Here is a 24,479-nt window from a genome sequence, read left to right on the forward strand (position 1 = left end):
GGTGGAGCAGTCTGGTAGCTCGTCGGGCTCATAACCCGAAGGTCGTAGGTTCAAATCCTGCCCCCGCAACCAAAATAATTTACTCACTACTAAGCTTTTTGCTAAGTAAATAAAAGTAGTGTTAAAAGTCAATTTATAATACATAAAATAACGGTCCGGTAGTTCAGTTGGTTAGAATGCCTGCCTGTCACGCAGGAGGTCGCGGGTTCGAGTCCCGTCCGGACCGCCAGATATGAATAGCAAACCTTAAGTTAACAAACTTAAGGTTTTTTAGTGGATTTTTTTAAGGGCCTTTTGGTAAAAGTTTCCGTAGAAAAAGGGTTCATAAGTGTGATGAGGGATATTTCACCAAAGAATAAATAAAAGTTCGTCATGAGCGTAATGAAAGCCGTTTTGCTAAGAATTTTAGTAAGAAATGAGCATCATTAAACTTAACCTTAATTGATATGCAAACATTTAAAAATAATGGAAGTTTTGCTATGATAGTTGGAGGACATAATAGATCTATAAGGAGATCACAATGGATGAATTTCAGTTTATTCAATCAGTGACACCAAAATTTTATCGACAACCAAATGTTATGAAAGGCATCGGTGATGATGCTGCGATTATTCGGAACCAACACGAGGATACAATATTGACTGTTGATACGATGGTTGATATGATTCATTTTTCATTAAAAACGACAAAACCATACCATGTCGGCTATCGAGCGTTAGCTGCTAATATAAGTGACATTGCTGCTATGGGAGGCAAACCAACCTCATTTCTTGTGTCAATCGTCATACCTGATGACTGGCAAGACCAGCAGTTGAATGAAATTTATCAAGGGATGAAAGACCTCGCTAAAAACTTTCAAATGGACCTAATTGGAGGAGACACGGTTTCAGGAAAGCAACTGACACTTACGATAACCGTAATAGGTAGTGTTCCCCAAGGGAGAGCTCGATACAGAAGTCAAGCAAAGCAAGGAGATATCGTATTTGTAACTGGTACATTAGGAGATTCAGCATGTGGATTACATATCTTACTCCATGGTAATGAGAATGAGCACGATAACTATGAATATTTTATTAAACGTCATCAAATGCCCATGCCTAGGGTTGATTTTGTCCAAGCATGCCAAGGGATAACACGAATGGCTTTAAATGATATAAGTGATGGAATCGCCAATGAAGCGAATGAAATTGCGTTAGCATCTAATCAATTAATTGAGTTGGACTATAACAAAATTCCTTGCCAATCTGATTTGTATCATTTTTCAGAAGCAGATAGGAGTAAGTGGATTCTTTCTGGTGGAGAAGATTTTGAACTTATCGGTACCATTCCTGCTAATGAATGGGATATACTAAGGAAAGTGGCAAAAGAGACAAATACAAAAATCTCACAAATTGGTGTAGTGAAAAACAATCCAGAAAAGAATGGATCCGTTTGGATATATCAGCACGATAGATATGCTAAGTTGAATAAATCTGGATACACACATCTAAGTAGGTGAATAAAGATTGAATGAATATATAATGGAAACAAAAACAGAAGAGGAAACGAAACGACTAGCTGAGAAATTAGCACTTTTAATCCGACCTGGCGATGTTCTTACACTTGAAGGTGATCTAGGTGCAGGTAAAACTACTTTTACAAAAGGATTAGGTACTGGTCTTGGAGTAAGAAGGACGATAAATAGCCCAACTTTCACCATTGTGAAGGAATATATGGGGGAAATACCATTATATCATATGGATGTTTACAGGCTAGAAAACAGTGAAGAAGATATCGGATTTGACGAGTATTTTCACGGTGATGGAGTCACTGTGATTGAATGGGCCTCCTTTATTAAAGACTTCTTACCTGCTGAACGATTAGATATTTGGATTAAAAGAGTAGATGATCACACAAGAAAAATACACTTTTTTCCTAGGGGTGATCATTATGAGTTTGTTTGTAAGGAGTTATATCGATGAATATATTAGCGATAGATACCTCAAATCAAGTGATGGGGGTTGCAATTTGGAAGGATTCAGTGCTTAAGGCTGAACATACGACGAACATAAAACGAAACCACTCGATTGGTCTTATGCCAGCAATTGATCATATTATGAAGGAAGCAGATATTTTCCCAAAGGAATTGGATCGGATTGTTGTAGCAAAAGGACCCGGTTCTTATACAGGGGTGCGCATTGGGGTATCGATTGCCAAAACAATGGCATGGACCTTAAATATCCCAATTGTCTCCATCTCTAGTTTAGAGCTTTTAGCCTATAACGGGATGGGACATGCAGGTTATATTTGTCCCTTTTTTGATGCTAGAAGAGGGTTAGTGTATACAGGTCTGTTTGAAGGGAAAGCAAAGGAGCTACATTTAATAAAAAAAGAACAGAACATTGATTTCAAAGCATGGCTTGACCAAGTCAAAGAAGTTCAAAAGCCCATTCTTTTTTTAAGCCAGGATCTCTATATTCACCAAAAAGTGATAGAGGAAAAGCTTGGTGAGCTAGCATTGTTTCCTTCTTTATCCATCGATCATCTACCTAGACCAGGAATTCTAGCAGAGCTTGGGGAAAAGTTGCCTGTTGAGAGCACCCATGCTTTGACACCTAATTATTTACGGCTAGTGGAGGCAGAGGCAAACTGGCTAAAGGAACAAGGAAAGAAAAGCAATGAGTAAAATATTATTTCGCAAAATGACAGTAGCAGACATTGAGGCAGTATCCAAAATTGATCAAGCCTCTTTTTCCATACCTTGGCCGAAGCATATCTATTATGATGAGATGAACACGAACCAATATGCACAATATTTTGTGGCAACAGTAGACGATGAAATTGTCGGGTTTTGTGGTTCTTGGATGGTATTAGATGAAGCACAAATTACAAATATTGCGATTGATCCTACCTATCGTGGAAGAGGGTATGGGGAAGGGTTATTCCAGCATGTGATTAATTATGCGATAGCAAGTGGTATTAAACGTTTGTCATTAGAAGTGAGGGTTTCCAATTTGATCGCACAACAAATGTATAAAAAGTTCGGACTGGTCCCTGGTGGTATTAGAAAAAATTATTATACAGATAATCAGGAAGATGCATTAGTATTGTGGGTGAATTTATGAGTGAATATATATTAGGAATCGAAACTAGCTGTGATGAAACAGCGGTAGCCATAGTGAAGAACGGAAAAGAAATTGTTGCAAATGTTGTCGCCTCCCAAATAGAAAGTCATAAGCGATTTGGTGGGGTTGTACCCGAAATTGCGTCAAGACATCATGTAGAACAAATTACAATGGTATTAGAGGAAGCTTTTAAAGAGACGGAAATGACGATTGACGATATCGATGCTGTCGCGGTGACGGAAGGTCCAGGACTTGTAGGTGCCTTACTTGTTGGTGTTAATGCAGCCAAGGCCTTAGCTTTTGCTCATCAAAAGCCACTTATTGGAGTCCATCACATTGCGGGACATATCTATGCTAACCGGCTTGTGAAAGAATTTTCCTTTCCTTTATTAGCTTTAGTCGTTTCAGGAGGCCATACGGAATTAGTATTAATGAAAGATCATGGTGATTTTGAAATTATTGGGGAAACACGTGATGATGCAGCTGGTGAAGCTTATGATAAAGTGGCCAGAACGTTAAAGCTGCCATACCCTGGTGGACCAAAAATCGACCAATTAGCACAGGAGGGTAATATGGTAATCGATTTTCCGAGAGCTTGGTTGGAGGAGGGCTCCTTTGACTTTAGTTTTAGTGGATTAAAGTCTGCAGTAATCAATACCTTACACAACGCGAAGCAACGTGGAGAGGAGTTTAGACAGGAAGATATTGCAACAAGCTTTCAAGCAAGTGTGGTGGATGTCCTGGTAGAGAAGACTTATCTTGCAGCAAAGCACTATCAGGTAAAACAAGTGATTGTAGCGGGCGGTGTTGCCGCAAATAAAGGGTTGAGAGCCGCTATGGAAGCGAAATTTAAAAAATCGAAGCCGGAATTACTTTTCCCACCGATCTCATTATGTACTGACAATGCTGCAATGATTGCAGCTGCTGGTTCTGTTGCCTTCAAGCAAGGTCACCGTGCGGACTGGGATTTAAATGCGAATCCAGGTTTAAGTATGGAAAAGTATAGTCAAAGAATGATGTCCTGTGATTAATAATATCAAATAGAGGAAATAGAAACACAGAAGGAGCATGTAAAAACATGCTCTTCCGATATTCAGGACTACGGCTATGATTTTCTTACTGCTTTTAAAGCCTTGCTCCATAAAAGGATTTGACTTAACATCGTCGTGACATAATTAATATGAATGTCAGCAGGTTTAAACACTTTAAATTCTGTAAAATCAGTAAAAATAGATAAGGTTGGATGAGCACGCACTGTTGCGATTGATAATTCCCCTAAGATTCCCCGTAAATGCTCAGCTGCACGAGCTCCGCCTGTAGAACCATAACTTACGATTCCAGCTGCTTTATCATTCCATTCTTCATATGCAGAATCAAGTGCATTTTTCAATGCTCCGGTTAAACTATGATTGTACTCTTGAACAATAAAGATGAATCCATCCATGCTGGATAGTTTCTTTTTCCAAGCAATAATTCCTTCTTCTTTTTCTGTCCCCGTTCCGAAAAAAGGCAAATTATAATCTGCTATATCGAGTATTTCATAATTGGCATCTTTGTGTTGCTGACATATTTCTTTTACCCATTTTCCAACTTGTGGACTTAGCCGTCCTTGACGTGTGCTTCCAAGAATAATGCCAATGTTTAGTTTTTCCATATTACTCCTCCTTGTTTATTAAACTTTTAATTCACTATGAGAGCAATTTTACCTCGAACGTGCCGAGTCTCAACAGCTCTGTGTGCATCGGCAGCCCTGTGTAACGGAAATGTTTGTGATAGGAAAACACGTAGCAGTCCTTTTTCATACATCTGGGTGAGCTCAGATAATCTGAATACACTGCGCTTACTGCGGATGGGAATGGTTCCAAGCTCATTTGAAAGATCGAAAGCAACGATTGTACCGATCCTTTTTTTATCCTGTATAAGTTCTATAGATGCTCTAAGGGCTTCCTCACCTGCTGCGTCAAGGGCAGCATCAATTCCATTTGGCGCAAGCTTGCGTACTCGTTCTACAAGTCCCTCCCCATATGTGACTGGAATAGCACCTAAAGTGCGTAAGTAGTCATGGTTATTTGGGCTAGCGGTACCGATCACCGTTGCTCCCCAAGCGCGTGCCAATTGAACGGCGAATGTTCCAACACCTCCAGCAGCTGCGTGTACTAGCAGGGTGTCTCCTTTACCGATGCCAAGTTCCTGCAGTGCTGTATGAGCAGTCTGCCCAGAGGCGGTGAACACACCAGCCTCTTCCCAAGACATACTTTTAGGCTTTTTAACGATTTGAGATGTTGGGACGACCACATATTCTGCATAGCTAGATAGAAGTGACCACCCAATCACTTCATCGCCAACTGAAAAGTCCTCAACCCCAGCGCCAACCACATCGATGATGCCAGCAAATTCATTTCCTAATATTTGAGGGTATCGAATTTCCACGCCTGGCGGGCTAAAACCTTGCCCACGAATCGCACAGTCTACTGGCTGTACTCCAGCTGCTTTTACTTTTACTCGAACTTGATTATGCTTTGGTACAGGTGGATCAAACTCCATTATTTGCAATACGTCTGGTGTACCGGGTGAATGAAATGCTACTGCCTTCATTTTCATCAGCTCCTCTAAATTTTTAGTTTTTTGTTAACTTTAATGGTGTTCTATATCCAAACCTAGTGATGTAAATTAGGATCAAGCCTGTATAGGAAAGGGAGAACATCAAATAGAGATTGCTAAACGTGCTACCTTCTGCAAAAAAATAGAATGGATTCCAAGCAGACAGAGCTCCCTGATCTAATATTAAACTAATGACAGCTCCAGAAACGGAACTGGCTATAAAGTTCAACATGGACATTAGACCCATTCCAACACCTGTCTGTTCTTTCGTCAATGTATTTGCAATAGTATTGGACATGGCGACAACGATAAACGTCTGTCCTACTTGGCCAATTATTAATGCCATAGCGACGAATATTAAGGATCGGCCAATGAGAAAGGACAGAAGGAAAAAAGCCGATAATAGTAGAAGTGATGCGAACAAAAACAAACGTGTATTTCCCCTTTTGTCAGCAAGTTTCCCTCCTTGTTTTCCTAATAAAGCAGCTGTGAGCGAGGCAGGGATCATTACTAATCCAATAGATACTGGAGATAGGTGATACGTATCAACCAGCATGATTGGAGTTAAAAACGGAATGGAATAACCAATGGCACTCACTAAAAATGTCAATAAAATCCCCACAGAGTATCGCCCATTTTGAAACAGTCTTGGCTCTATAAAAGGCTCTGTAGTTGAGTGAATACGCGTCACAAACATCAGAAACAAAGCAATGGATGAGATGGCTAACGACCATCTTTCTCCAGTAATTGCTAATAACAATGTCGCCACTGTTCCTCCAAGTAATAAACCTCCGATCCAATCAAAAACAGAAGGAGTACGGACTTTTTCAGAAGCTAAGTAATGCCGAAATAATGGCAATGTAACCAATGTTAGCAATGGAACAACAAATAACCAGCGCCAATGTGCGAAATCGGCAACAATGGCAGAGGCAATAGGTCCAAGTACCCCTCCGAGAGCGAGTCCACTGGCCATGATCCCAAACACTTTTCCTCTCCGGTTAGTTGTTATATAGCGTGCTGGGATAATCATTGCAAGTGCAGGAATTACGGATGCTCCAGCCGCTTGAATAAATCGGCTGAATAAAACCATCCAGTAGAACTGAGCAGCAAGTCCGATTAAGGAACCAAGCGATAATAGAAGAATTCCCACTGTCAATAGTGATTTGAGCCGAAAACGGTCAGACAGCTTGCCATAGATCGCAGAACCAATGGCATAAACGAGTAAATAAGCAGATGATATCCAACTTACTTGTGTGTAGGTCAGTCCATACTCTTGGCTGATTTCAGGTAGTACAATATTAAACATCGTTGCACTCATCATCGAAATAACCATTGTAAAAACCATTGTATGAATGAAATTGTCACTAATTTCGAGTTCAACCGCTGGTTCCATCATGTTTGTAGATGACCTTCCCTGTATATTTTTCATAGCTATGCACCACCTCTCCTATATAGCTGGCTGTTGTCGGCTTGCAATAATGATTATATAATGATAAATAGATAATGAAAAATACATGTTTTGCTATATATGCATATATTTAATGTAATGAATAGGAGGGAATAACAAATGGAATTACTCCAGCTTAAATATTTTTTGACTGTGGCTAGATTAGAGCATATGACTAAAGCCGCACAAGAGCTTCATATCGCTCAGCCAGCTTTAAGTAGAACAATTCAACGATTGGAAGAGGATTTAGGAGTATCACTTTTTGATCGTAAAGCTCGGCAAATTCGTTTGAACCCTTTTGGAAAAGCATTTGAAACGAAAGCAAAGGCTGCGATCCATTTGCTAGAAGAGGGGCGTAGGGAAGTAGAGGATCTAGCTGGCTTAAAACAAGGTCGTATTCATTTAGCAATTATGAATATGGAACAGGTGAGAGAGCCCTTGCAGAATTTTTTGACTGAACATCCAGAAGTAAACCTTCAGATGATTCAATCGTCTATGAAGGATATTGAGGATATTGAAATTAACCGAGAAGTAGACTTCTATTTAACTTCATTGCCAATACAACAGGAGGGATTTAGTGAAATTCCATTGATAAAGGAAAAGCTTTATCTCGCTGTGCCACACGGACATAAATATGCAGATCGCAAAGCCATTCACCTTAGTGAAGCATCAGCTGAACCTTTTGTCGGATACAAAGAAAATTCACCTTTACGGATGATGAATGATGATTTATGTGATCAAGCGGGTTTTTGTCCAAAAATGGTGTGTGAAACGGAAGATCCAGCAAGTATCGCTGAACTTGTCCGTTCTGGATTCGGTGTCGCCATTGTCGGTGGCTGTAAAAGTGGGGAAGAGTTGGATTTAGTCAAGCTGCCAATCGAAGATCCCGCAGGAGAAAGGATTTTTCGGATAGTTTGGAGGGAAGATCGTTATTTATCACAGGCAGCGATCGCATTTCGAAGTTTTATTATCAACTATTTTAAAGATGAAAAAACAATTGGAAGCGAAACTAGGAGAGCATTGATGTTACGATAGGATTCTTTATTCACAGATCCATTTTAAAATTGTGGATAAAAATATAATCATTGCTATACCAGGGTTAAAATTATCGCTACTTCTGTGGATAATTCAAGATAGAATTGTGGATTGTGTGTATAACCCTTTGGATAACTGATAAAAGAAGAATGAATAAGTGGATAACCTTGGGGATAAAAAATGTATATTAAAAAATACAGCGAGTCCAAAAAATGACTCGCTGTACCGCTTATTCTGTTTGATTGATGGTGTCTGATGGTAATCCTAAAGCTTGTTTTAATTGCTGAGACACATTATATAATCCGTCTTCTGTTGGTACGAAATAGGAGATACCACCTAACATTTGATTCGATCCTTCAATTTCAAATGTTTCAATACTTGATGCATTCATTGATGAATAGGCTCTTTGTAAATGATAAATTTCAGTCGGGCTTAAGCTTGTCGTAACATTCTTACCTAGAATATCCGTAATTTCTCCGACTTTAAATAATGTACCAGCTGAAATAGCTTGATCAATCGATGCTTGGATAAATTGACGCTGTCTTTCTTCACGTGAATAAATAGCATTGACTTCACGTTTTCTCATTCGTACAAACGCTAACGCTTCCTCACCATTTAATTTTGCTGGACCTTGTTCAAAGTATATTCGTTCCCCCCCAGCATAAATATTTTTCTCATAGAATGGTTCTTTAATATCAACAGTAACTCCACCAAGTGCATCGACAATGTCTCGGAATCCATCGAAGTTAACCGTGACATATTCATCGATTGGTATATCGAGTAATTGTTCGACTTTTTCTACGGTTAGCTTATTCGGACCATAGTCAGTTATTGATCCATAGGTATAGGCTGCATTGATTTTGTGGGAGCCAGCATATTGCCCCGCTTCCTCCGCTGTAAATTCTACCTGTGAATCCCGTGGCACAGTAGTCATGGTCATTTGATCTGTGTCCGGGTTCAGTGTGACGACAATTTGTGTATCGGCACGACCGTTTTTTCCATCTGTTTCATAATCCTCTACCCCAATTAGTAAAATCGAGAAAGGGTCATCTCCAATGGTGACCGCTTCGTCTCTTAGCTCTGATTTCCCGTCTGGCCGATCTAATTCAACGTGTGAATCCTTGGCTGCATCAAAAATTTGGGTAAAAAAGTAGATAGCATAGGCGATAATGGCAATAAGCATCAATAATAAAATCCAAATAATTCGTTTCTTCCACTTTTTCGGCTTCTGTTTTTGTTTTCTTCTTCGTTCTGATCTAAGTTCACTCAATATTATCCATACCTCACTTATTGTCTATTATTCTAACTTTTTGTAGTATTTTGTTGAAAAGTTTCCACCTCTATATTAGACGATTAAAATGATAAAAAGTTTCACATTTTTAATAGGATTCATTCGTCCATGTGTAAGGATTCCCACTCTTCCATATGTTTTTCCATTTGTTTTTTTAATTCCTCACTTTCCGTTGTAAGCTGCAATGACTTCTCGTGATCCTGGTACACTTCTGGAAGACATAATTGTGCTTCAAGAGCTGCAAGAGCGGTTTCTAGTTCTTCCATTTCCGCTTCAATTTCCCTTATTCTTCTTTCTTTTTTCCGTTGTTCTCTTTTTAATTCTTTTTCTTTTTTAAAATCCGATTTCGTGCTTGGCTTCGTGTCTATTTCTTTGGATTGCTCCCTTTTCAGTTCTTCCAGCTCTTTTTCCTCTTGTTTTTTCTCTACATAATAATCATAATCACCTAAATATACCGTCGTGTGCTGTGGTTGCATTTCTAGTACCTGTGTCGCCAGCTTATTAATAAAGTAGCGATCATGGGAAACGAACAATATCGTGCCAGGATAATCGATAAGGGCAGATTCCAATATTTCTTTACTATCTAAGTCTAAATGGTTGGTCGGCTCGTCTAAAATTAATAAATTGGCCTTTTCCATCATTAATTTAGCAAGCGCGAGCCGAGCCTTTTCCCCACCACTAAGAGCTGATACTGGCCGTAGTACATCATCTCCACTAAAAAGAAAGTTTCCTAGAATGGTTCGTATATCCTTTTCGTTCATAAGCGGATAATCATCCCAAAGTTCACTTAGGACATTCTTTTCATGATGCAGTTGTGTCTGTTCCTGATCATAGTAGCCAATTTTCACATTAGCACCTAGTTGTATGGTACCCTTATCAGGATCTAGTTCGCCGATTATATTTTTTAATAATGTAGATTTTCCGACACCATTTGGGCCAACAAGGGCCATGCTCTCACCACGGGTTAGCTCAAGATTAAGATTTTCAAAAGTAAAGGGCTCAGCATTGTTATAACGGAATGCTAGGTCATTTACCTTGAGGACATCATTACCGCTCCTACGCTCCACGTTGAAACTAAATTTGGCAGAGCCCTCATCACCAAGTGGCTTGTCCATTACTTCCATTTTTTCTAACTGTTTGCGTCTGCTTTGTGCTCTTTTCGTCGTGGAGGCTCTCACAATATTTTTCTGTATAAAATCTTCCATTCGCTTTATTTCGGTTTGTTGTTTTTCGTAAAGCTTCCTATCACGTTCATAATTGGCTGCTTTTTGCTTTAAATATTTACTGTAATTACCGTGATACTTCTTCGATTCATGACGCGAAATTTCATAGACAATTTGAACCGTTTTATCAAGGAAGTATCGGTCATGGGATACGATCACAACGGCACCTTGATAGCTGTTTAGATAACCTTCAAGCCATGTTAAGGTTTGAATATCTAGATGATTGGTTGGCTCATCTAGTATTAGTACATTAGGTTTTGTTAGAAGAAGCTTTCCAAGGGCGAGTCTCGTCTTCTGACCACCACTTAATGTGGCAATCGATGTGTCCCACATGGATTCAGGAAAATCTAGACCGTTTAGAACGGCTTTGATTTCAGGCTCATATTCATAGCCACCAGCTTGCTTAAATGCTTCTTGTTTGCGGTCATAGCTTACTAGTAGTTGTTGATATTTTTCTGTATCTGCTAATAGATCAGAATCTCCCATTTGCTGTTCCATGCTTCTCAGTTCCTTTTCTTCCTTTAACAAATGGGAAAAGATCTTTAACATTTCATCCCAGATCGTTTCTGTAGAATCAAGTCCCGTATGTTGGGCAAGATATCCTAAGGTAACATCCTTTGGTTTATGGATCTCTCCTTCATCATAGCTAAGGTTACCTGCAATTATATTTAATAAGGTAGATTTTCCCGCACCATTTCGACCAACAATGGCAATCCGGTCATTTTGTTTAATTTCTAGTTTTATATTAGATAAGATCAGCTCAGCACCAAATCGTTTGGTTAAATTGTTCACCTGTAAATAAATCATCATCGTTCACCTCAATGATGTAAGTGTATCTAAAAGGCGAACGAACTGCAAGTAAGGGAAGTAGATAGACAAGTGAACAATTTCACGACTTTTTTCTTTTTTTCTGTTAGAATAAAGAGAGAATAATATTTAATGAAGAAATAAGGGGAATAGAGGATGCCTAATCAACATAAAATTCCACAAGCTACAGCGAAGCGATTACCTTTATATTATCGTTTTTTGAATAATTTACATATCCAAGGTAAAGACCGTGTCTCATCAAAGGAACTTAGTCTTGCAATGAAGGTCGACTCTGCTACCATTCGCAGAGATTTTTCGTATTTTGGTGCATTAGGAAAAAAAGGATATGGCTACAATGTCGATTACTTACTCGGCTTTTTCCGTAAAACCTTAGACCAGGATGAGAATACGCCTGTTGTCCTGATTGGTGTCGGGAATTTAGGAACCGCTTTTTTAAATTATAATTTTACCAAAAACAATAATACGAAGATAGAAGTGGCATTTGATGCGGATCCAATCAAGGTAGGAACAGAGATTCGAAATGTCAATGTTCATCATATAGATGAATTAGAAGAAAAAATAGGAGATATTCAGGTAGCTATTCTTACCGTACCAGTTTCTGAAGCGCAGTCTATGGCAGATCGACTGGTGAAAGCAGGAATAAAAGGTATCTTAAACTTTACCCCTGCAAGGATTACCGTTCCAGATAATGTTCGCGTCCACCATATTGACCTATCAGTAGAGCTGCAGTCACTCGTTTATTTTATGAAGCATTATCCATTAGAAATAGAGGAAAAATAAGAAGTGCTGATGAGAGGCACTTCTTATTTTTTCTTCGCCTTTTTAATTTTAAAATGTAAGCTTACTAGTCGTATTGCAACAACGAAATCAATGGTAGCAAAAAACGCTAATGCAAGTGTAATGAAATTAAATACCGTATCATCGGCAGATTTTATGCCAATATAGATAAATAATGAGCCCAAAATGAAATAGATGATGGCAGAGCCCAATGGTGAAAATCTCATGTTTTTAAAAGCCCCCAACTAAGATGAACTGTACCTGTTCTAGCATTTGTTCCATTTCTTCTGGATCAAGTGATAATTGCCCAATGACTGCAAATGTGTTCATCGCCATATGTGCAAGAATAGGTACGAGAATTCTTTTGGTTTCGACATAGATAAAGGCAAGCACAAATGCAACTGCTATATAGGTTAAGAGATGACTGAAATCGTTATGCAAGACAGCAAATAAAACCCCTGAAATAATTCCGGCAAAGAAGAAGTTCATTTTTTTATATAGGGAACCAAAAATCGCTTTACGGAATACGAGCTCCTCCAGGATTGGACCTAAAATAGAAATAAGAATAATAAATATTGGTGCTTGTCTCGCTACTTGCATCAATTGCATCGTATTTTCAGAACCAACTGGTGCACCAAATACAAAACGTTCAATGACGGTGGATGCTACCTGAGCAATTAATACTAAGAAGAAACCGAGTATTGTCCATAATACAATTTGTCCAATTCTTTTATCCCGTGATTGAAAGAAAGAATTGATTTCATCTCGTAGTAAATAGCAAGAGATAATCAAAGCAAGAACGAAGCTACCGATATTCCATCCAACCATTAATGTTAATGGATCTACGTTTGTGTACAACCGAAATGGTATAACAAGAAAAGCTGACAATTGTACCGCAACATAGGTAAGAATTATATAAATATACTTGGCAGGCAAATTCAAACGACTCCTTTTTATTTTTTTCTTACATGATACGTATTTTAACATAATTTTAGAATAAAATTGAAATAGTTCGTCTAAAGTTATTTTTAAATAAATGTGTTGTTCTTAAAATAATAGATGGTGTCCCTCTGCTTACTTCACGAAGCTCAAAACCCCTTTTATTGAAACCACACTTTATTAGGGTTCCTACAATAATAAAAACTCATACTAGTACGGCTGTTTGGAAATGCCGTAAAATTGCAAAGAGATCGATAGCATTCCCATTAACAAGAGATATTAAAAAATTTTTTAAAAAAATTATACTTTGTACTTGCAAAAAAAAATAGATTTCATTATTATAATAATTGTGTTAGCACTCAGGGTGATCGAGTGCTAAAATGATAAAAATCTAAATAAAGTCGATTTCAAGGAGGTTTTTAAACGATGCTAAAACCATTAGGTGATCGTGTCATTATTGAGCTTGTAGAGCAAGAAGAAAAAACAGCGAGTGGGATTGTTCTTCCAGATTCTGCGAAAGAAAAACCACAAGAAGGTAAGGTAGTAGCTGTTGGTTCTGGTCGTGTAACGGAAAATGGTGAGAAAGTGGCGCTTGAAGTTGAAGAAGGAAACAACATTATTTTCTCAAAATTTGCCGGTACAGAAGTGAAGTATGAAGGTAAAGAATACTTAATTCTTCGTGAAAGTGATATTTTAGCGATTATCGGCTAAGTATGTAGCGAAGTACGTTTGGATAAATATCATATCATTTAAATATTCAGGGAGGTATTTTTCATGGCTAAAGAAATTAAATTTAGTGAAGATGCACGTCGCGCAATGCTACGTGGGGTAGATACACTTGCGAATGCAGTTAAAGTAACATTAGGACCAAAAGGTCGTAACGTTGTATTAGATAAGAAGTATGGTTCTCCACTTATTACAAACGATGGGGTAACTATTGCTAAAGAAATCGAATTAGAAGATAAATTCGAAAACATGGGTGCTCAATTAGTATCAGAGGTAGCATCTCAAACAAATGATGTTGCAGGTGATGGTACAACAACTGCTACAGTACTCGCTCAAGCAATGATCCAGGAAGGCTTGAAAAACGTAGCTTCTGGTGCGAATCCAGTAGGGGTGCGCCGTGGTATTGAAAAAGCAGTAGAGGTAGCTACAGAGGAATTACGTAAAGTATCTAAACCAATCGAAAGCAAAGAATCGATCGCTCAAGTAGCGTCTATCTCTTCTGGTGATAATGAAGTTGGTCAATTAATCGCTGAAGCTATGGAGCGCGTAGGTAATGATGGTGTTATTACTATCGAAGAATCAAAAGGCTTCAATACAGAGTTAGAAGTAGTAGAAGGTATGCAATTTGACCGTGGATACTCTTCTCCATACATGGTAACAGACCAAGATAAAATGGAAGCAGTGCTTGATGATCCTTATATCTTAATTACAGATAAAAAAATCAACAATATTCAAGAAGTATTACCAGTGCTTGAGCAAGTAGTTCAGCAAGGTAAACCATTATTAATGATTGCTGAAGATGTTGAAGGGGAAGCACTTGCAACACTTGTATTAAACAAACTACGTGGTACGTTTAATGTAGTAGCAGTGAAAGCTCCTGGATTCGGTGATCGTCGTAAAGCAATGCTTGAAGATATCGCTGTATTAACAGGTTCTGAGGTTATTACAGAAGATCTTGGACTTGATCTTAAAAATACAACGATTGACCAATTAGGTCGTGCTTCTAAAGTTGTAGTAACGAAAGAAAACACTACTATTGTAGAAGGCTCTGGAGATTCCGAGCAAATTGCTTCTCGTGTTGCTCAAATCCGTGCACAAGTAGAAGAAACTACTTCTGAATTTGATAAAGAAAAATTACAAGAGCGTCTTGCAAAACTTTCTGGTGGTGTAGCAGTAGTAAAAGTTGGTGCTGCAACAGAAACAGAATTAAAAGAACGCAAGCTACGCATTGAGGATGCATTGAACTCTACTCGCGCAGCGGTAGAAGAAGGTATCGTTTCTGGTGGTGGTACTGCACTACTTAACGTTTATAAACAAGTGGCTGAAATCAGCCTAGATGGTGATGAAGCTACTGGTGTTAATATCGTACTTCGCGCACTAGAAGAACCAGTACGCCAAATCGCAGCAAATGCTGGATTAGAAGGATCTATCATCGTAGAACGCCTAAAAGGCGAAGATGTAGGCATTGGTTTCAATGCAGCATCTGGAGAATGGGTAAACATGATCGATGCAGGTATCGTTGACCCAACAAAAGTTACACGTTCTGCACTTCAAAACGCAGCATCTGTAGCGGCTATGTTCCTTACTACTGAAGCGGTAGTAGCGGACATTCCAGAAGAAGGTGGCGCAGCGCCTGATATGAGTGGAATGGGCGGCGGAATGCCTGGAATGGGCGGCATGATGTAACCAATATCTCATAAACATTGATATAACAAGGTTTTAGTCTTGAAAATCACATAAAAAAGAGAATATTCTCACAATATTCTCATAAAATATTTAAAAGTTTATTTTTTCGAGGATGTGGCCGTATTGATTTTGAATCTTTACAGCAGCATCCTTTTTCATTTTTTCGGTAACATGTGTATAAATTTTCATCGTAGTATCGACATCCTCATGACCAACTCGTTTCATGATCGTAGGAAGATCGATTCCTGCTTCTGCCATCATACTAATATGTGTATGTCTAAATATATGTGGAGTGGCTTTCTTCTCGATTTCTGTCCTATCTACAATTCGATTCATTCTTTTTAATAAGTAGGCAGGGGAATAAGGATAGCCATTCTTACGTTGGAATACAAAATCCTTATCATGGTAATCATCCATTAAAGTACGATATTCCATCTTATGCTCATCATTCTTCCTAACCAATCTTTTAAGCATATCCATAATTGGTTTTTCTACATCAATCACACGAATAGAACCAACTGTCTTGGGTGGGGTTAATTCATACTCACGCATATTGTTTGCTTCATTATAGATCGTTTTGTTTATATCTATTGTGTTATTCTTGAAATCCAAATCCTGTTTTTGTAAGGCGCATAATTCACCAGAACGCATACCAGTAAAAGCGAGTAAGTAAAAACGTTCCCTGTCTAATTCTAATCCATAATAATTTAATTTGTCGAAAAAATCATCCAACTCATGATGCTCTAAATACTTTTCGGCAATGTTATCCTTTTTTATTTCTTCTACTGACATTCTTTTCTTAGGTATCACGACATCCTCATTTGGTAGATCTTTAATCAATTTATTTCGCTTAGCAAATTTGAAGATCATCCCAGCACAATTATTCACACCCTGTACAGTGGTTCTTACTAATCCTTTTGATAACTCATTAATCACGTTCTGATAAAACATATGGGTAATGGATCCTATCGGTTTCTTAGCCATATGTTTATTGAGTAATCTTATTTCTTTCGTCCGTATGTAGACGCTGCTCTTTTTTCTCCCGGTAGATTCATACACTTTTAACCACTCTGCAGCTACTTCCTCAAAGGTTATTCTAAGTGCCTGTTTTTCATCTACTCCATATTCCTCGATGGAACGTAAATACTTCTCTAATCTCTCCTTAGCTTCTTTACGTGTTTTCCCTAACCTTGTGACTTGCTTTCGCTTACCAGTAACAGGATTAACCCCTATATCTTCTATTGCTTCCCATCGTTCGCCCGACTTTGTTTTTTTCTTCCTAAAATTCACTACAATCCCTCCTATTAAAAAAGCGCACACTAGGCACGCTAAATCATAAATTCAATAACTCCTTTTTCTTTTTATCAAATTCCTCTTGCGTTAGTATTCCCTCATCAAGTAATTTTTTGTATTTCAATATCTCGCTTGTATCATCTCTTGCATCTTCTTTATTTCGATCACATATCACTTGAAGCACAGAGAGGCATTCTTGTGCAGCATTATATACGCTTTTATATATAAGGCTCTTCTTCTTAGTTTTCGATTTAATGAAGTCAATGTACACAACTGGTTTGTTTATGTTTTTGGTTGTTATTTTCAATCTTAAATTTGTGCATATTCCTTTGTTTGACTTTTTACTTGTGACTCCACCAACTATAGCCCCTGTTCCTCCAAACAACGCCCCTCCAACTAGCGCCATGCCTAAACCGCCCTTGGTGACAGTCTCCCCATCTTCTAGTAGTTCAAATTTCAGAATATCATCAAAATCATATACCTTTTGATTTTTTATTTTCCCGAATCCACTAGGTATAATCCATTTCCCCTTGTTGTCATCAAAAAATATAAAGTTACTTATCTTTTTAGTAGGAGAGAATTCTTGAAGTAATTTTTCGTTTTTCTTATTTTCTTCCAATATATCTTTTATTTCGAGTGCTGTCATATTTCTTAGTGGTTTTGATTTAAAGTCATCAAGAGTCAAATTCGTATCTCTAAAACAATTATTACAGAGGTAATTATTATCTGCTATTTTAAATTTTGATAGGCCTAGACTTTTTTCGCAAATAACACAACTATGTTTAGCCATACTACTCACTCCCTATGCAATATTGGTAAAACTTTCATCTATTATTACAAATCGTAACATTATAAAATGTATTTATGATACACGTTTGTAGACTTGCCCGAATAGCAGAATATCATTTTAAAAGAATAAGAACGAACTGCACATATGTTCAAGTGGTAGATTATCGCATAAAATGCGAATATATATTATTTTATGCAAGGTTTAAATGCAAAAAGAGGATTACTATAAAATCGGTAAAAATACATAAAAATGGTTATCCTGTTGACTGATTTTGTCGAAATTTGAAAGAACCTCGCAATTATTTCATTTTCATGTCATTTACATATACCGTTTACATATGAAATTTGTTATACTTAAATTATGTTAATTAAGAACGCTTGTTCCCGTTTATTCATCGAGAAACTACATATTAAGTGTTCTACCATAAACAAAGGGGTTGTTATTCAAGTGGAATTTGTACTTACTAAGGAAACTGGAATTATTGAATTATCTGAAATTATTGAGCAACTTGAAACAAATGACGTTGATACGTATCCCCTGAAAGAAATTTTAGAAAAAGGCACTTAATCAGTGCTTTTTTTGTTTAATAAAATACTTAGCATTTGTTCAACTTGTTCTTTTTCTTCTTTTGATAAAGTTCTTCCTTTATATTTCAATTGGCTATCTTTTATCAAATTCATTAATTCATTTTCATTTACCATTATTTTATTGTTATCTTCTTTTTCCGTTAAATTAGGATCATCACTTCGTCCTAATAAATAATCGGTTGTAACACCGAAGAAATCGGCTAACCTTCTTAGATTATCTGTATCCGGCGTTCTATCACCATTTTCGTAACCAGAAATAGAAACCTTTGTTACATTTATTATGTTGCCTAATTCCGTTTGGGTTAGTTTCCTCTCTTTTCTTAGTCGTTTTAATCTATCACCATCCATAATTGATTTCTCCTTCATTAAAAGCATTAATTTTCACATCCTTCATTATAAGTTAACTGACGGTTAAATTAAACATTGTTAACTAAATAGAAACTTTTTTAAATTTTTTCTTTAAAACTGTTGACAAGTTAACTACAAGTTAATATAATATAGTTAACAACAAGTTAACTGAAAGGAGGGAGCGATATGGCGCTTGATAAATTGAGAATGGAACGAACTAAACGAAATTTTACTTATCAAGAGGTTGCTAACAAAGTTGGAATCACCAAAGAATACTATTGGATGATTGAAAACGGAAAGCGCCAATTAAAGAATTACGAATTAGCTGTAAAAATAGCTAGAGTTTTTGACACAAAGCCAGACGATCTTTTTTTGGATAATAAGTTAACTACAAGTGAACAAAACGAAAAACAGGAGGCTATGTAATGAATCAATTAAAAGTCGTATCAATGAACGGTCAACTTGTAACAGATAGTCGCGATGTAGCTGAAATGATTGGGAAAGATCACAAACATCTTTTAAGAAATATCAGAAGCTATATAGATGTTCTAGGTAAGTCCAAAATTGGACTGACTGATTTCTTTATTGAAGGTCATTATTTAGATTCACAAGGAAAACCAAGACCAAGATTTTTCTTAACTAAAAAAGGTTGCGACATGGTAGCTAATAAAACAACTGGTGAAAAGGGTGTTCTTTTTACAGCAGAATATGTAAGTCGCTTTGAAGAGATGGAAAAAGAACTAACCAAACCAACCAACAATACAAAACTTTTGCTTGAAACAGCTTTGAAACATGAAGAAAAAATAGAAACTATCGAATCAGATGTTCTTTACCTCAAAGAAACAATGCGAATTGATGGAGCACAAGAATACGCAATCAAAAGAAAAGCTAATCGTGTTGTTGTTGAATCTTTAGGAGGAAAAGGGTCACCTGCATATAAACAAATGGCATTCAAGGTATTCTCGCAGTTTTGGAGAGACTTTAAGAATCACTTTGAAATACCTCGTTATGGTGAATTACCTAAGAAAAGATATGAAGATGGATTGCGCTTTATCGGGATGTGGCAACCAACAACAACTATGAAAATTGATATTGATAACTTGAACCATCAACAAACCATACAGGATGTGATGTAAATGCCAACCACCACTTACTCACAAGAAGAAGTAGCCATGATGATGTCTGAACTAAAAGTGCAGCTGCTACCAACTATCATTGAACAAATGCAACTGATTAATCAACTACCACCATTGTTAACCAGACAACAGTTTATGGAACTAGCAGATGTTAGTCACACAAAAGCGAATCAACTATTTAACACAAGAGGATTCCCAGTTACAAGAAAACTAGGTAATCCAAGAGTAATTACTAGTGAATTTTTTAAGTGGCTGAATGAAGATATAGAACACAGTAAAATGGTCAACCTTCGATTTACAGCCACTTCATAAGGTTTAAAAAGGGAACGGTGATTCCCTAGGGCGCAAAACTAGTATACCAATTAAATCAATAGAGAAATAGATAGATTGCATAGCAAGCAACGATATTGCGAATTGAGCAACGGAAGGAGGGTAGACATGGAACTTACAGAAGGGAACTTAGTGAGACGTATGAGATTACTGGCAGGATACACACAGCAACAAATGGCTGACTTAATGGGATTTAGCAGTAAGTCAACCATATCAAGAATAGAGAATGACAAGATCGCTTTAACGCTAAGAGATGCGAAAAAATGGGCACTTAAAACAGATAACCAAGATATGCTTATCGCTTTTATCACAGGAACACAGCAAGTCGCAGATATGGTTACAAGCGTACCTGGTCTAGTGGGTTTTTTATCACCATTATTTAGATTATTTGTTTAGGAGTGATTAGGTGAAGAAATGCAAACAATGCAACGGTCGAGGTTGGCGGTTCATAGAGTTTTGGAATGGAAATGGATCAGAAAAAATACCATGCTCAAAATGTTTTGGTAAAGGATACAAATAGGAGGGATTAGATGGAATTTAAAGTAGGTCAAAAGTTAAAGAAGAATCGGGATAGATCAATCGTCACTATTAAAGAAGTTAATCCAGATCACATTGTACTGGATGGAGATTTTGAGCCAAATCATGTCGTTATGAAGGATAAAGTCAATAGTTACTACTCAACTATTTAGGAGGTTAACACCATGAAAGCTAACAGATTTTACATCGCAAGCAAAGTAAGGGAAATCAACGGATTAGCCATAAGCATGTTACCACTATTAAAAGTAAAAGACATTGATTGGGAAGCAGTCACAGGCTATGTAGATTGTATCGATGAAGCACTAAGGCAGTTGGATGATGAAGTTTATGCAGAGGTTGAATAGGAGGGTTAAGAGTGAAGCAAACATTCATTTTGCAAATAGAAAACGAAAACAAAGACTTACGTAGTGAATTAATGAATGCAGTTGATACTTTTGCTTGTAAGCACATGGAGAATATTACAGTCTATGAGACTAACGAAAAAGGAACAGAGTTAATTGAACAATCGATTATCAATAATTGGGAGGGAAAGTAAATGAACTTAGAGGATCATTTTGTAAGACCACATTTGGACTTAGTAGAAAGTGAAATTGAGTGTATGTACTACAACGCTTTAATAGCTAAAAAGAAAGCAGATGCAGGCGAAAAAGTAGAAGCTGAATTTTACGCTATGAACGCTTTACGATCCTTAACAGTCGTTGCTCGTGAAGCTGAATATAAACTCTGGGCAGATAAAGCGATTCATTTAGATAGAGAGTTGAAGAAAGAAGAAGCGTGGAGGGTTTTAAATGAAGGAATTACTCGTTAACTCTATATTCTTTGTCTTGTTCATAGTAGGTGTAACTGCATGTATTTATTGGTCATTAAAAGGCATATAAAAAAGCACCTGTTGCAGCAGGCGCCATTACAAGATGTAAATATAACTCTAGTATAGCACAATATTAAAAATTTTAATAGATAGGATGATTGTAATGGAAAAGAAGATTTATAACGGTTATGCGTTCACGGAAAACGAAAGAGAGAAAGGAAAGATTAATAGAGAAATTTACTCAGAATTAACCGAGAAATATAGCATTTATCAAAATGACATCTATTTTAATCCTGATCCTGAAGTTAATACGGATAATTTCGATGTAGTAATAGGCAGAAAGCCAGGTTATGCACATGCTGAATATAACATCATTAGAAATGGACCTGGACTTTCAACAGAAGAATTACTTCTTATATGTGATGGTGGCAACCTCTGCTTTGGCGGAAGAAGGTTATCTAGCAATCGACTAAGAGTATCAGAAGATTAAATAATCAGACACGGCTATCTAGCTGTGTCACAGCAGACACGAACGATTTCATCCTTACACTCCCTTATATGAACGTATTGGTCATACGACGAGCTGCCTTGACTCGGTTGGTTCAACATATACGTTCGTGTCTGCTGTGATGTTGCTAGCATCAGAAAGGGGTGATGCATTGATCTATCTCTTTACTGTATTGCTGATAGTTAGCTTTGCGATATGGTACAACATTAAATCTTATGAAGGGAGGGGAGAGCATGAAAAGTATTGATGAGATTGTGCAACGTGGGGGCAAACTGGATATTTATTTCCATGATTGCCAAACGAAAGAAGAAGCACTGAACAAACTTTCTCCATTTGAAGATTCATTAGGGGATAAAGGAGAAGTTCACGAAAAAGAAACAGATGATTGTAACTGGGTTTGTATCGACACAGGAGAAATTGTTATCACAGCATTTTATGAGAAGGAGGTTATGTAAATGGATCATCCAACAACAGAAAAGATACAACGATATGGATTTCCTACACAAAAACCAAATCCAACGGTTGCTAGAGATTCATACGATGGTGGTCCTATTAAAAAAGGAGATACGGTTCTTGAATATGAGGATTATGTATTCAGTGAGGATGCTTTAAGTTCTGGTCAAGTAAATATATTACGGTTTCTTGGTGCAGTACGTAAGCAAGCACAATAAAAAAGAGCCCGTGACAAGGCTCAGGGAACTTCTTGAGATACTAATTTCATTATATAGGAAGTTCCCTTCAATTACAAGGAGGAAATAGAATGAATAATCTAGCAAATCAATTTGAAAATGAACAAAATGGCGGAGTAATCGCACAATCATCATCTAGTAGAGAAATGGAAGAAGTCAAGGGTCAAATATTCATGGCAAAGCAGTTTCCTAGAAACGTATTCCAAGCAGAGCAGCGCATCTTAGATAACTGCAAAAGGCAATCATTGGCACAAGTTGCGGTATATCGTTATCCAAGAGGTAAGCAAATGGTAGAAGGCCCATCTATTCGTATGGCGGAAGTCCTAGCGCAAAACTGGGGTAACCTATCATTTGGAATTAAAGAGTTAGAACAAAAGCCTGGTGAATCTACCGCATTGGCTTACGCATGGGATTTAGAAACGAATGTAAGACAAGAAAAAGTATTCACTGTAAAACATAGCAGAAAAGCAAAAGGGAAAATCCAAAAATTAGATGATCCTAGAGATATTTACGAACTAGTAGCCAATAACGGGGCTAGACGAGTAAGAGCCTGCATCTTAGGGGTTATACCTGGTGACATTGTCGAAAAGGCAGTAGATGAATGCAAAAGGACAATGGAAGGCGGTAATGGCGAACCATTAAAGGATCGAATTAATAAGTCTCTCCAACTGTTTAAAGAGAAATACAAAATCACACAAGAGCAAATCGAAGAACGATTCGGATATAGTGTTTCAGCTTTCACTGGTCGAGATTTATATGATCTAGGAACCATTTACAACTCACTAAAAGATGGGATCGGAAAAGTAGAAGATTTCTTCCCTAAAGATGAAGTGCAAAATAAACCTAAATCAGACCTTTCTAGCGCTTTTCAACAAGAGGAAGGCAATAAGTCTGGCGAAGATAAAAAAGCACCACAGAAAGCGAATAAAGAGGATGTGAAGGTAGATGGCGAACAAGCTAGTCTTAACGTCTGAAAACTATTACACAAAGGAGGCTGACATGCAATATATGTCAGTTTCCCAACTGAAAAACTGGTTGGAATGTGAAGCTAGAACCTTAGCAGAATTAAAAGGCATTTACGAACGACCACCTAATAAGGCAATGATTGTTGGAAATTACGTTCATGCAGCTTTCGAGGATATGGCAAAATTCAGTCAATTCATAGACGAAAACAATCACATCATTTTTAAAAGAGATGGACAAAAGTACGCCGAATTTGCACAAGCCGATGACATGATAGACACCTTGAAGAATGACAAGTTTTCTATGTTTGCTATGGAAGGCGAAAAGGAGAAAATCTACACAGCAAATTGGCTCGGGATTGATTGGAAAATCAAGATAGATAGCATCAATCATGATCGACAATATTTCAGTGATTTAAAGACATGCAGGGATCTAAATTCACGCTATTACAGCGAGAAATACAGCGAATACGTATCATTTGTCGAGCACTGGGGCTATTTAATGCAGATGGCTGTCTATCGCAAGATTATAGAGTTATCCACTGGCCAGTTATACACACCTTACATTGTAGCTGTAACAAAAGAATCTCCACCAAATAAAGCAGTGATCCATTTTGACGAATCAAGATACGAATTTGAATATGATTTCATCGAAAATGAATTGGATCGCATTATCAGAGTGAAAAATGGTGAAGCTGAACCAGTTAAATGTGGGAAGTGTGAATATTGCAGGCAATCCAAGAAATTAGAAGGAACAATTGAAGTGGGAGAGTTGATCTATCTATGAAACACATAATAAAAACCATCCAAACATTCATAACCAAACACAAGAAA

The 24,479-nt window shown here is 37.4% G+C and carries 32 protein-coding genes and 1 tRNA gene; 23 read left to right on the forward strand and 10 right to left on the reverse strand.

The window, feature by feature from the left end; genetic code table 11:
- Positions 1 to 152: 152 nt before the first annotated feature.
- The 6 genes from DLJ74_RS19055 to tsaD all read left to right on the forward strand — a co-directional run bounded on the left by DLJ74_RS19055 (position 153) and on the right by tsaD (position 4,135).
- A tRNA-Asp gene (locus DLJ74_RS19055) sits at positions 153 to 229 on the forward strand.
- 291 nt (positions 230 to 520) lie between these two features.
- Positions 521 to 1,498: a thiamine-phosphate kinase gene (gene thiL / locus DLJ74_RS19060; RefSeq protein ID WP_109985668.1), complete on the forward strand. Its 978-nt coding sequence runs from the start codon at positions 521 to 523 to the stop codon at positions 1,496 to 1,498.
- A 7-nt stretch (positions 1,499 to 1,505) separates the two neighbouring features.
- Entirely contained in the window at positions 1,506 to 1,961 is a 456-nt protein-coding gene (gene tsaE, locus DLJ74_RS19065) for a tRNA (adenosine(37)-N6)-threonylcarbamoyltransferase complex ATPase subunit type 1 TsaE (protein WP_054788163.1), read from the forward strand.
- Positions 1,958 to 2,665: a tRNA (adenosine(37)-N6)-threonylcarbamoyltransferase complex dimerization subunit type 1 TsaB gene (tsaB, locus tag DLJ74_RS19070; protein WP_109985669.1), complete on the forward strand. Its 708-nt coding sequence runs from the start codon at positions 1,958 to 1,960 to the stop codon at positions 2,663 to 2,665. The genes tsaE and tsaB overlap by 4 nt, the downstream gene beginning before the upstream one ends.
- Positions 2,658 to 3,104 carry a ribosomal protein S18-alanine N-acetyltransferase gene (gene rimI / locus DLJ74_RS19075; RefSeq protein WP_054861147.1) on the forward strand — a complete coding sequence of 149 codons (447 nt, stop codon included), beginning with the start codon at positions 2,658 to 2,660 and terminating at the stop codon, positions 3,102 to 3,104. Before tsaB ends, rimI begins: the two co-directional genes overlap by 8 nt.
- Entirely contained in the window at positions 3,101 to 4,135 is a 1,035-nt protein-coding gene (gene tsaD / locus DLJ74_RS19080; protein WP_109985849.1) for a tRNA (adenosine(37)-N6)-threonylcarbamoyltransferase complex transferase subunit TsaD, read from the forward strand. The genes rimI and tsaD overlap by 4 nt, the downstream gene beginning before the upstream one ends.
- Positions 4,136 to 4,209: 74 nt before the next feature.
- Here the strand turns inward: tsaD and DLJ74_RS19085 are convergent, their stop codons facing one another.
- The 3 genes from DLJ74_RS19085 to DLJ74_RS19095 are packed head-to-tail and all read right to left on the reverse strand — an operon-like array spanning position 4,210 to position 7,134.
- Positions 4,210 to 4,758: an NADPH-dependent FMN reductase gene (locus DLJ74_RS19085; RefSeq protein WP_054788164.1), complete on the reverse strand. Its 549-nt coding sequence runs from the start codon at positions 4,756 to 4,758 to the stop codon at positions 4,210 to 4,212.
- Positions 4,759 to 4,784: 26 nt separating this feature from the next.
- Positions 4,785 to 5,699, reverse strand: coding sequence for an NADP-dependent oxidoreductase (locus DLJ74_RS19090; protein ID WP_109985670.1), 915 nt, complete (start codon positions 5,697 to 5,699; stop codon positions 4,785 to 4,787).
- A gap of 22 nt (positions 5,700 to 5,721) precedes the next feature.
- Positions 5,722 to 7,134 (reverse strand): MFS transporter, encoded by a 1,413-nt coding sequence (locus tag DLJ74_RS19095; RefSeq protein WP_245902394.1) that lies wholly within the window; start codon positions 7,132 to 7,134, stop codon positions 5,722 to 5,724.
- Between the two features lie 138 nt (positions 7,135 to 7,272).
- Here DLJ74_RS19095 and DLJ74_RS19100 point away from each other — a divergent pair, with 138 nt between their 5' ends.
- Positions 7,273 to 8,187: a LysR family transcriptional regulator gene (locus DLJ74_RS19100; RefSeq protein ID WP_109985671.1), complete on the forward strand. Its 915-nt coding sequence runs from the start codon at positions 7,273 to 7,275 to the stop codon at positions 8,185 to 8,187.
- A gap of 229 nt (positions 8,188 to 8,416) precedes the next feature.
- On the opposite strand, the gene DLJ74_RS19105 is transcribed toward DLJ74_RS19100, so the two are convergent.
- Together DLJ74_RS19105 and DLJ74_RS19110 are read right to left on the reverse strand one after the other, a co-directional pair.
- Positions 8,417 to 9,457 (reverse strand): LCP family protein, encoded by a 1,041-nt coding sequence (locus DLJ74_RS19105; protein WP_245902395.1) that lies wholly within the window; start codon positions 9,455 to 9,457, stop codon positions 8,417 to 8,419.
- Between the two features lie 119 nt (positions 9,458 to 9,576).
- Positions 9,577 to 11,508 carry an ABC-F family ATP-binding cassette domain-containing protein gene (locus DLJ74_RS19110; RefSeq protein ID WP_109985672.1) on the reverse strand — a complete coding sequence of 644 codons (1,932 nt, stop codon included), beginning with the start codon at positions 11,506 to 11,508 and terminating at the stop codon, positions 9,577 to 9,579.
- Between the two features lie 156 nt (positions 11,509 to 11,664).
- Between DLJ74_RS19110 and DLJ74_RS19115 the strand changes: the two genes are divergently transcribed.
- A complete protein-coding gene (locus DLJ74_RS19115; protein WP_109985673.1) occupies positions 11,665 to 12,309 on the forward strand; it encodes a redox-sensing transcriptional repressor Rex in 645 nt (214 codons plus the stop codon).
- Between the two features lie 23 nt (positions 12,310 to 12,332).
- Here DLJ74_RS19115 and DLJ74_RS19120 read toward each other — a convergent pair whose 3' ends face one another.
- Positions 12,333 to 12,533, reverse strand: a complete 201-nt coding sequence (locus DLJ74_RS19120) for a DUF4305 domain-containing protein (protein ID WP_054861183.1) — start codon at positions 12,531 to 12,533, stop codon at positions 12,333 to 12,335.
- Positions 12,534 to 12,537: 4 nt separating this feature from the next.
- A complete protein-coding gene (locus tag DLJ74_RS19125; protein ID WP_109985674.1) occupies positions 12,538 to 13,242 on the reverse strand; it encodes a CPBP family intramembrane glutamic endopeptidase in 705 nt (234 codons plus the stop codon).
- 429 nt (positions 13,243 to 13,671) lie between these two features.
- Between DLJ74_RS19125 and groES the strand changes: the two genes are divergently transcribed.
- Positions 13,672 to 13,956, forward strand: a complete 285-nt coding sequence (gene groES / locus DLJ74_RS19130) for a co-chaperone GroES (RefSeq protein ID WP_054861151.1) — start codon at positions 13,672 to 13,674, stop codon at positions 13,954 to 13,956.
- 63 nt (positions 13,957 to 14,019) lie between these two features.
- Positions 14,020 to 15,657 (forward strand): chaperonin GroEL, encoded by a 1,638-nt coding sequence (gene groL, locus DLJ74_RS19135; RefSeq protein ID WP_109985675.1) that lies wholly within the window; start codon positions 14,020 to 14,022, stop codon positions 15,655 to 15,657.
- 90 nt (positions 15,658 to 15,747) lie between these two features.
- Here the strand turns inward: groL and DLJ74_RS19140 are convergent, their stop codons facing one another.
- From DLJ74_RS19140 to DLJ74_RS19150, 3 genes are all read right to left on the reverse strand, one after another.
- Complete coding sequence (locus DLJ74_RS19140) at positions 15,748 to 16,947, reverse strand: tyrosine-type recombinase/integrase (protein WP_109985676.1); 1,200 nt, start codon at positions 16,945 to 16,947, stop codon at positions 15,748 to 15,750.
- Between the two features lie 43 nt (positions 16,948 to 16,990).
- Positions 16,991 to 17,740 (reverse strand): SHOCT domain-containing protein, encoded by a 750-nt coding sequence (locus DLJ74_RS20835; protein WP_109985677.1) that lies wholly within the window; start codon positions 17,738 to 17,740, stop codon positions 16,991 to 16,993.
- A gap of 563 nt (positions 17,741 to 18,303) precedes the next feature.
- Positions 18,304 to 18,675, reverse strand: a complete 372-nt coding sequence (locus tag DLJ74_RS19150) for a helix-turn-helix domain-containing protein (RefSeq protein WP_109985852.1) — start codon at positions 18,673 to 18,675, stop codon at positions 18,304 to 18,306.
- A 186-nt stretch (positions 18,676 to 18,861) separates the two neighbouring features.
- Here DLJ74_RS19150 and DLJ74_RS19155 point away from each other — a divergent pair, with 186 nt between their 5' ends.
- The 13 genes from DLJ74_RS19155 to DLJ74_RS19210 all read left to right on the forward strand — a co-directional run bounded on the left by DLJ74_RS19155 (position 18,862) and on the right by DLJ74_RS19210 (position 24,432).
- Entirely contained in the window at positions 18,862 to 19,101 is a 240-nt protein-coding gene (locus DLJ74_RS19155; RefSeq protein ID WP_109985678.1) for a helix-turn-helix transcriptional regulator, read from the forward strand.
- Entirely contained in the window at positions 19,101 to 19,811 is a 711-nt protein-coding gene (locus DLJ74_RS19160; protein WP_109985679.1) for an ORF6C domain-containing protein, read from the forward strand. The genes DLJ74_RS19155 and DLJ74_RS19160 overlap by 1 nt, the downstream gene beginning before the upstream one ends.
- Positions 19,812 to 20,123, forward strand: a complete 312-nt coding sequence (locus tag DLJ74_RS19165; RefSeq protein WP_109985680.1) for a hypothetical protein — start codon at positions 19,812 to 19,814, stop codon at positions 20,121 to 20,123.
- Between the two features lie 126 nt (positions 20,124 to 20,249).
- Complete coding sequence (locus DLJ74_RS19170; RefSeq protein WP_109985681.1) at positions 20,250 to 20,537, forward strand: helix-turn-helix domain-containing protein; 288 nt, start codon at positions 20,250 to 20,252, stop codon at positions 20,535 to 20,537.
- 134 nt (positions 20,538 to 20,671) lie between these two features.
- Positions 20,672 to 20,830 (forward strand): hypothetical protein, encoded by a 159-nt coding sequence (locus DLJ74_RS20540; RefSeq protein ID WP_181397678.1) that lies wholly within the window; start codon positions 20,672 to 20,674, stop codon positions 20,828 to 20,830.
- A gap of 12 nt (positions 20,831 to 20,842) precedes the next feature.
- Positions 20,843 to 21,022 (forward strand): hypothetical protein, encoded by a 180-nt coding sequence (locus tag DLJ74_RS19175; RefSeq protein WP_109985682.1) that lies wholly within the window; start codon positions 20,843 to 20,845, stop codon positions 21,020 to 21,022.
- Between the two features lie 11 nt (positions 21,023 to 21,033).
- On the forward strand, positions 21,034 to 21,213 hold the full coding sequence (locus DLJ74_RS19180) for a hypothetical protein (protein ID WP_109985683.1): 180 nt from the start codon (positions 21,034 to 21,036) through the stop codon (positions 21,211 to 21,213).
- On the forward strand, positions 21,214 to 21,486 hold the full coding sequence (locus DLJ74_RS19185; protein WP_109985684.1) for a hypothetical protein: 273 nt from the start codon (positions 21,214 to 21,216) through the stop codon (positions 21,484 to 21,486).
- Positions 21,487 to 21,649: 163 nt separating this feature from the next.
- Positions 21,650 to 21,976 (forward strand): hypothetical protein, encoded by a 327-nt coding sequence (locus tag DLJ74_RS19190; RefSeq protein ID WP_109985685.1) that lies wholly within the window; start codon positions 21,650 to 21,652, stop codon positions 21,974 to 21,976.
- Positions 21,977 to 22,227: 251 nt separating this feature from the next.
- Positions 22,228 to 22,449, forward strand: coding sequence for a hypothetical protein (locus DLJ74_RS19195; RefSeq protein ID WP_109985686.1), 222 nt, complete (start codon positions 22,228 to 22,230; stop codon positions 22,447 to 22,449).
- Positions 22,450 to 22,665 (forward strand): hypothetical protein, encoded by a 216-nt coding sequence (locus tag DLJ74_RS19200; protein ID WP_109985687.1) that lies wholly within the window; start codon positions 22,450 to 22,452, stop codon positions 22,663 to 22,665. It abuts the gene before it with no gap.
- Between the two features lie 89 nt (positions 22,666 to 22,754).
- Positions 22,755 to 23,657, forward strand: a complete 903-nt coding sequence (locus DLJ74_RS19205; protein WP_109985688.1) for a hypothetical protein — start codon at positions 22,755 to 22,757, stop codon at positions 23,655 to 23,657.
- Positions 23,629 to 24,432 carry a PD-(D/E)XK nuclease-like domain-containing protein gene (locus DLJ74_RS19210; protein ID WP_245902396.1) on the forward strand — a complete coding sequence of 268 codons (804 nt, stop codon included), beginning with the start codon at positions 23,629 to 23,631 and terminating at the stop codon, positions 24,430 to 24,432. The genes DLJ74_RS19205 and DLJ74_RS19210 overlap by 29 nt, the downstream gene beginning before the upstream one ends.
- Positions 24,433 to 24,479 lie beyond the last annotated feature (47 nt).

This window comes from Gracilibacillus dipsosauri, from assembly GCF_003176895.1.
In the GTDB taxonomy this organism is placed as follows: domain Bacteria; phylum Bacillota; class Bacilli; order Bacillales; family Amphibacillaceae; genus Gracilibacillus; species Gracilibacillus dipsosauri.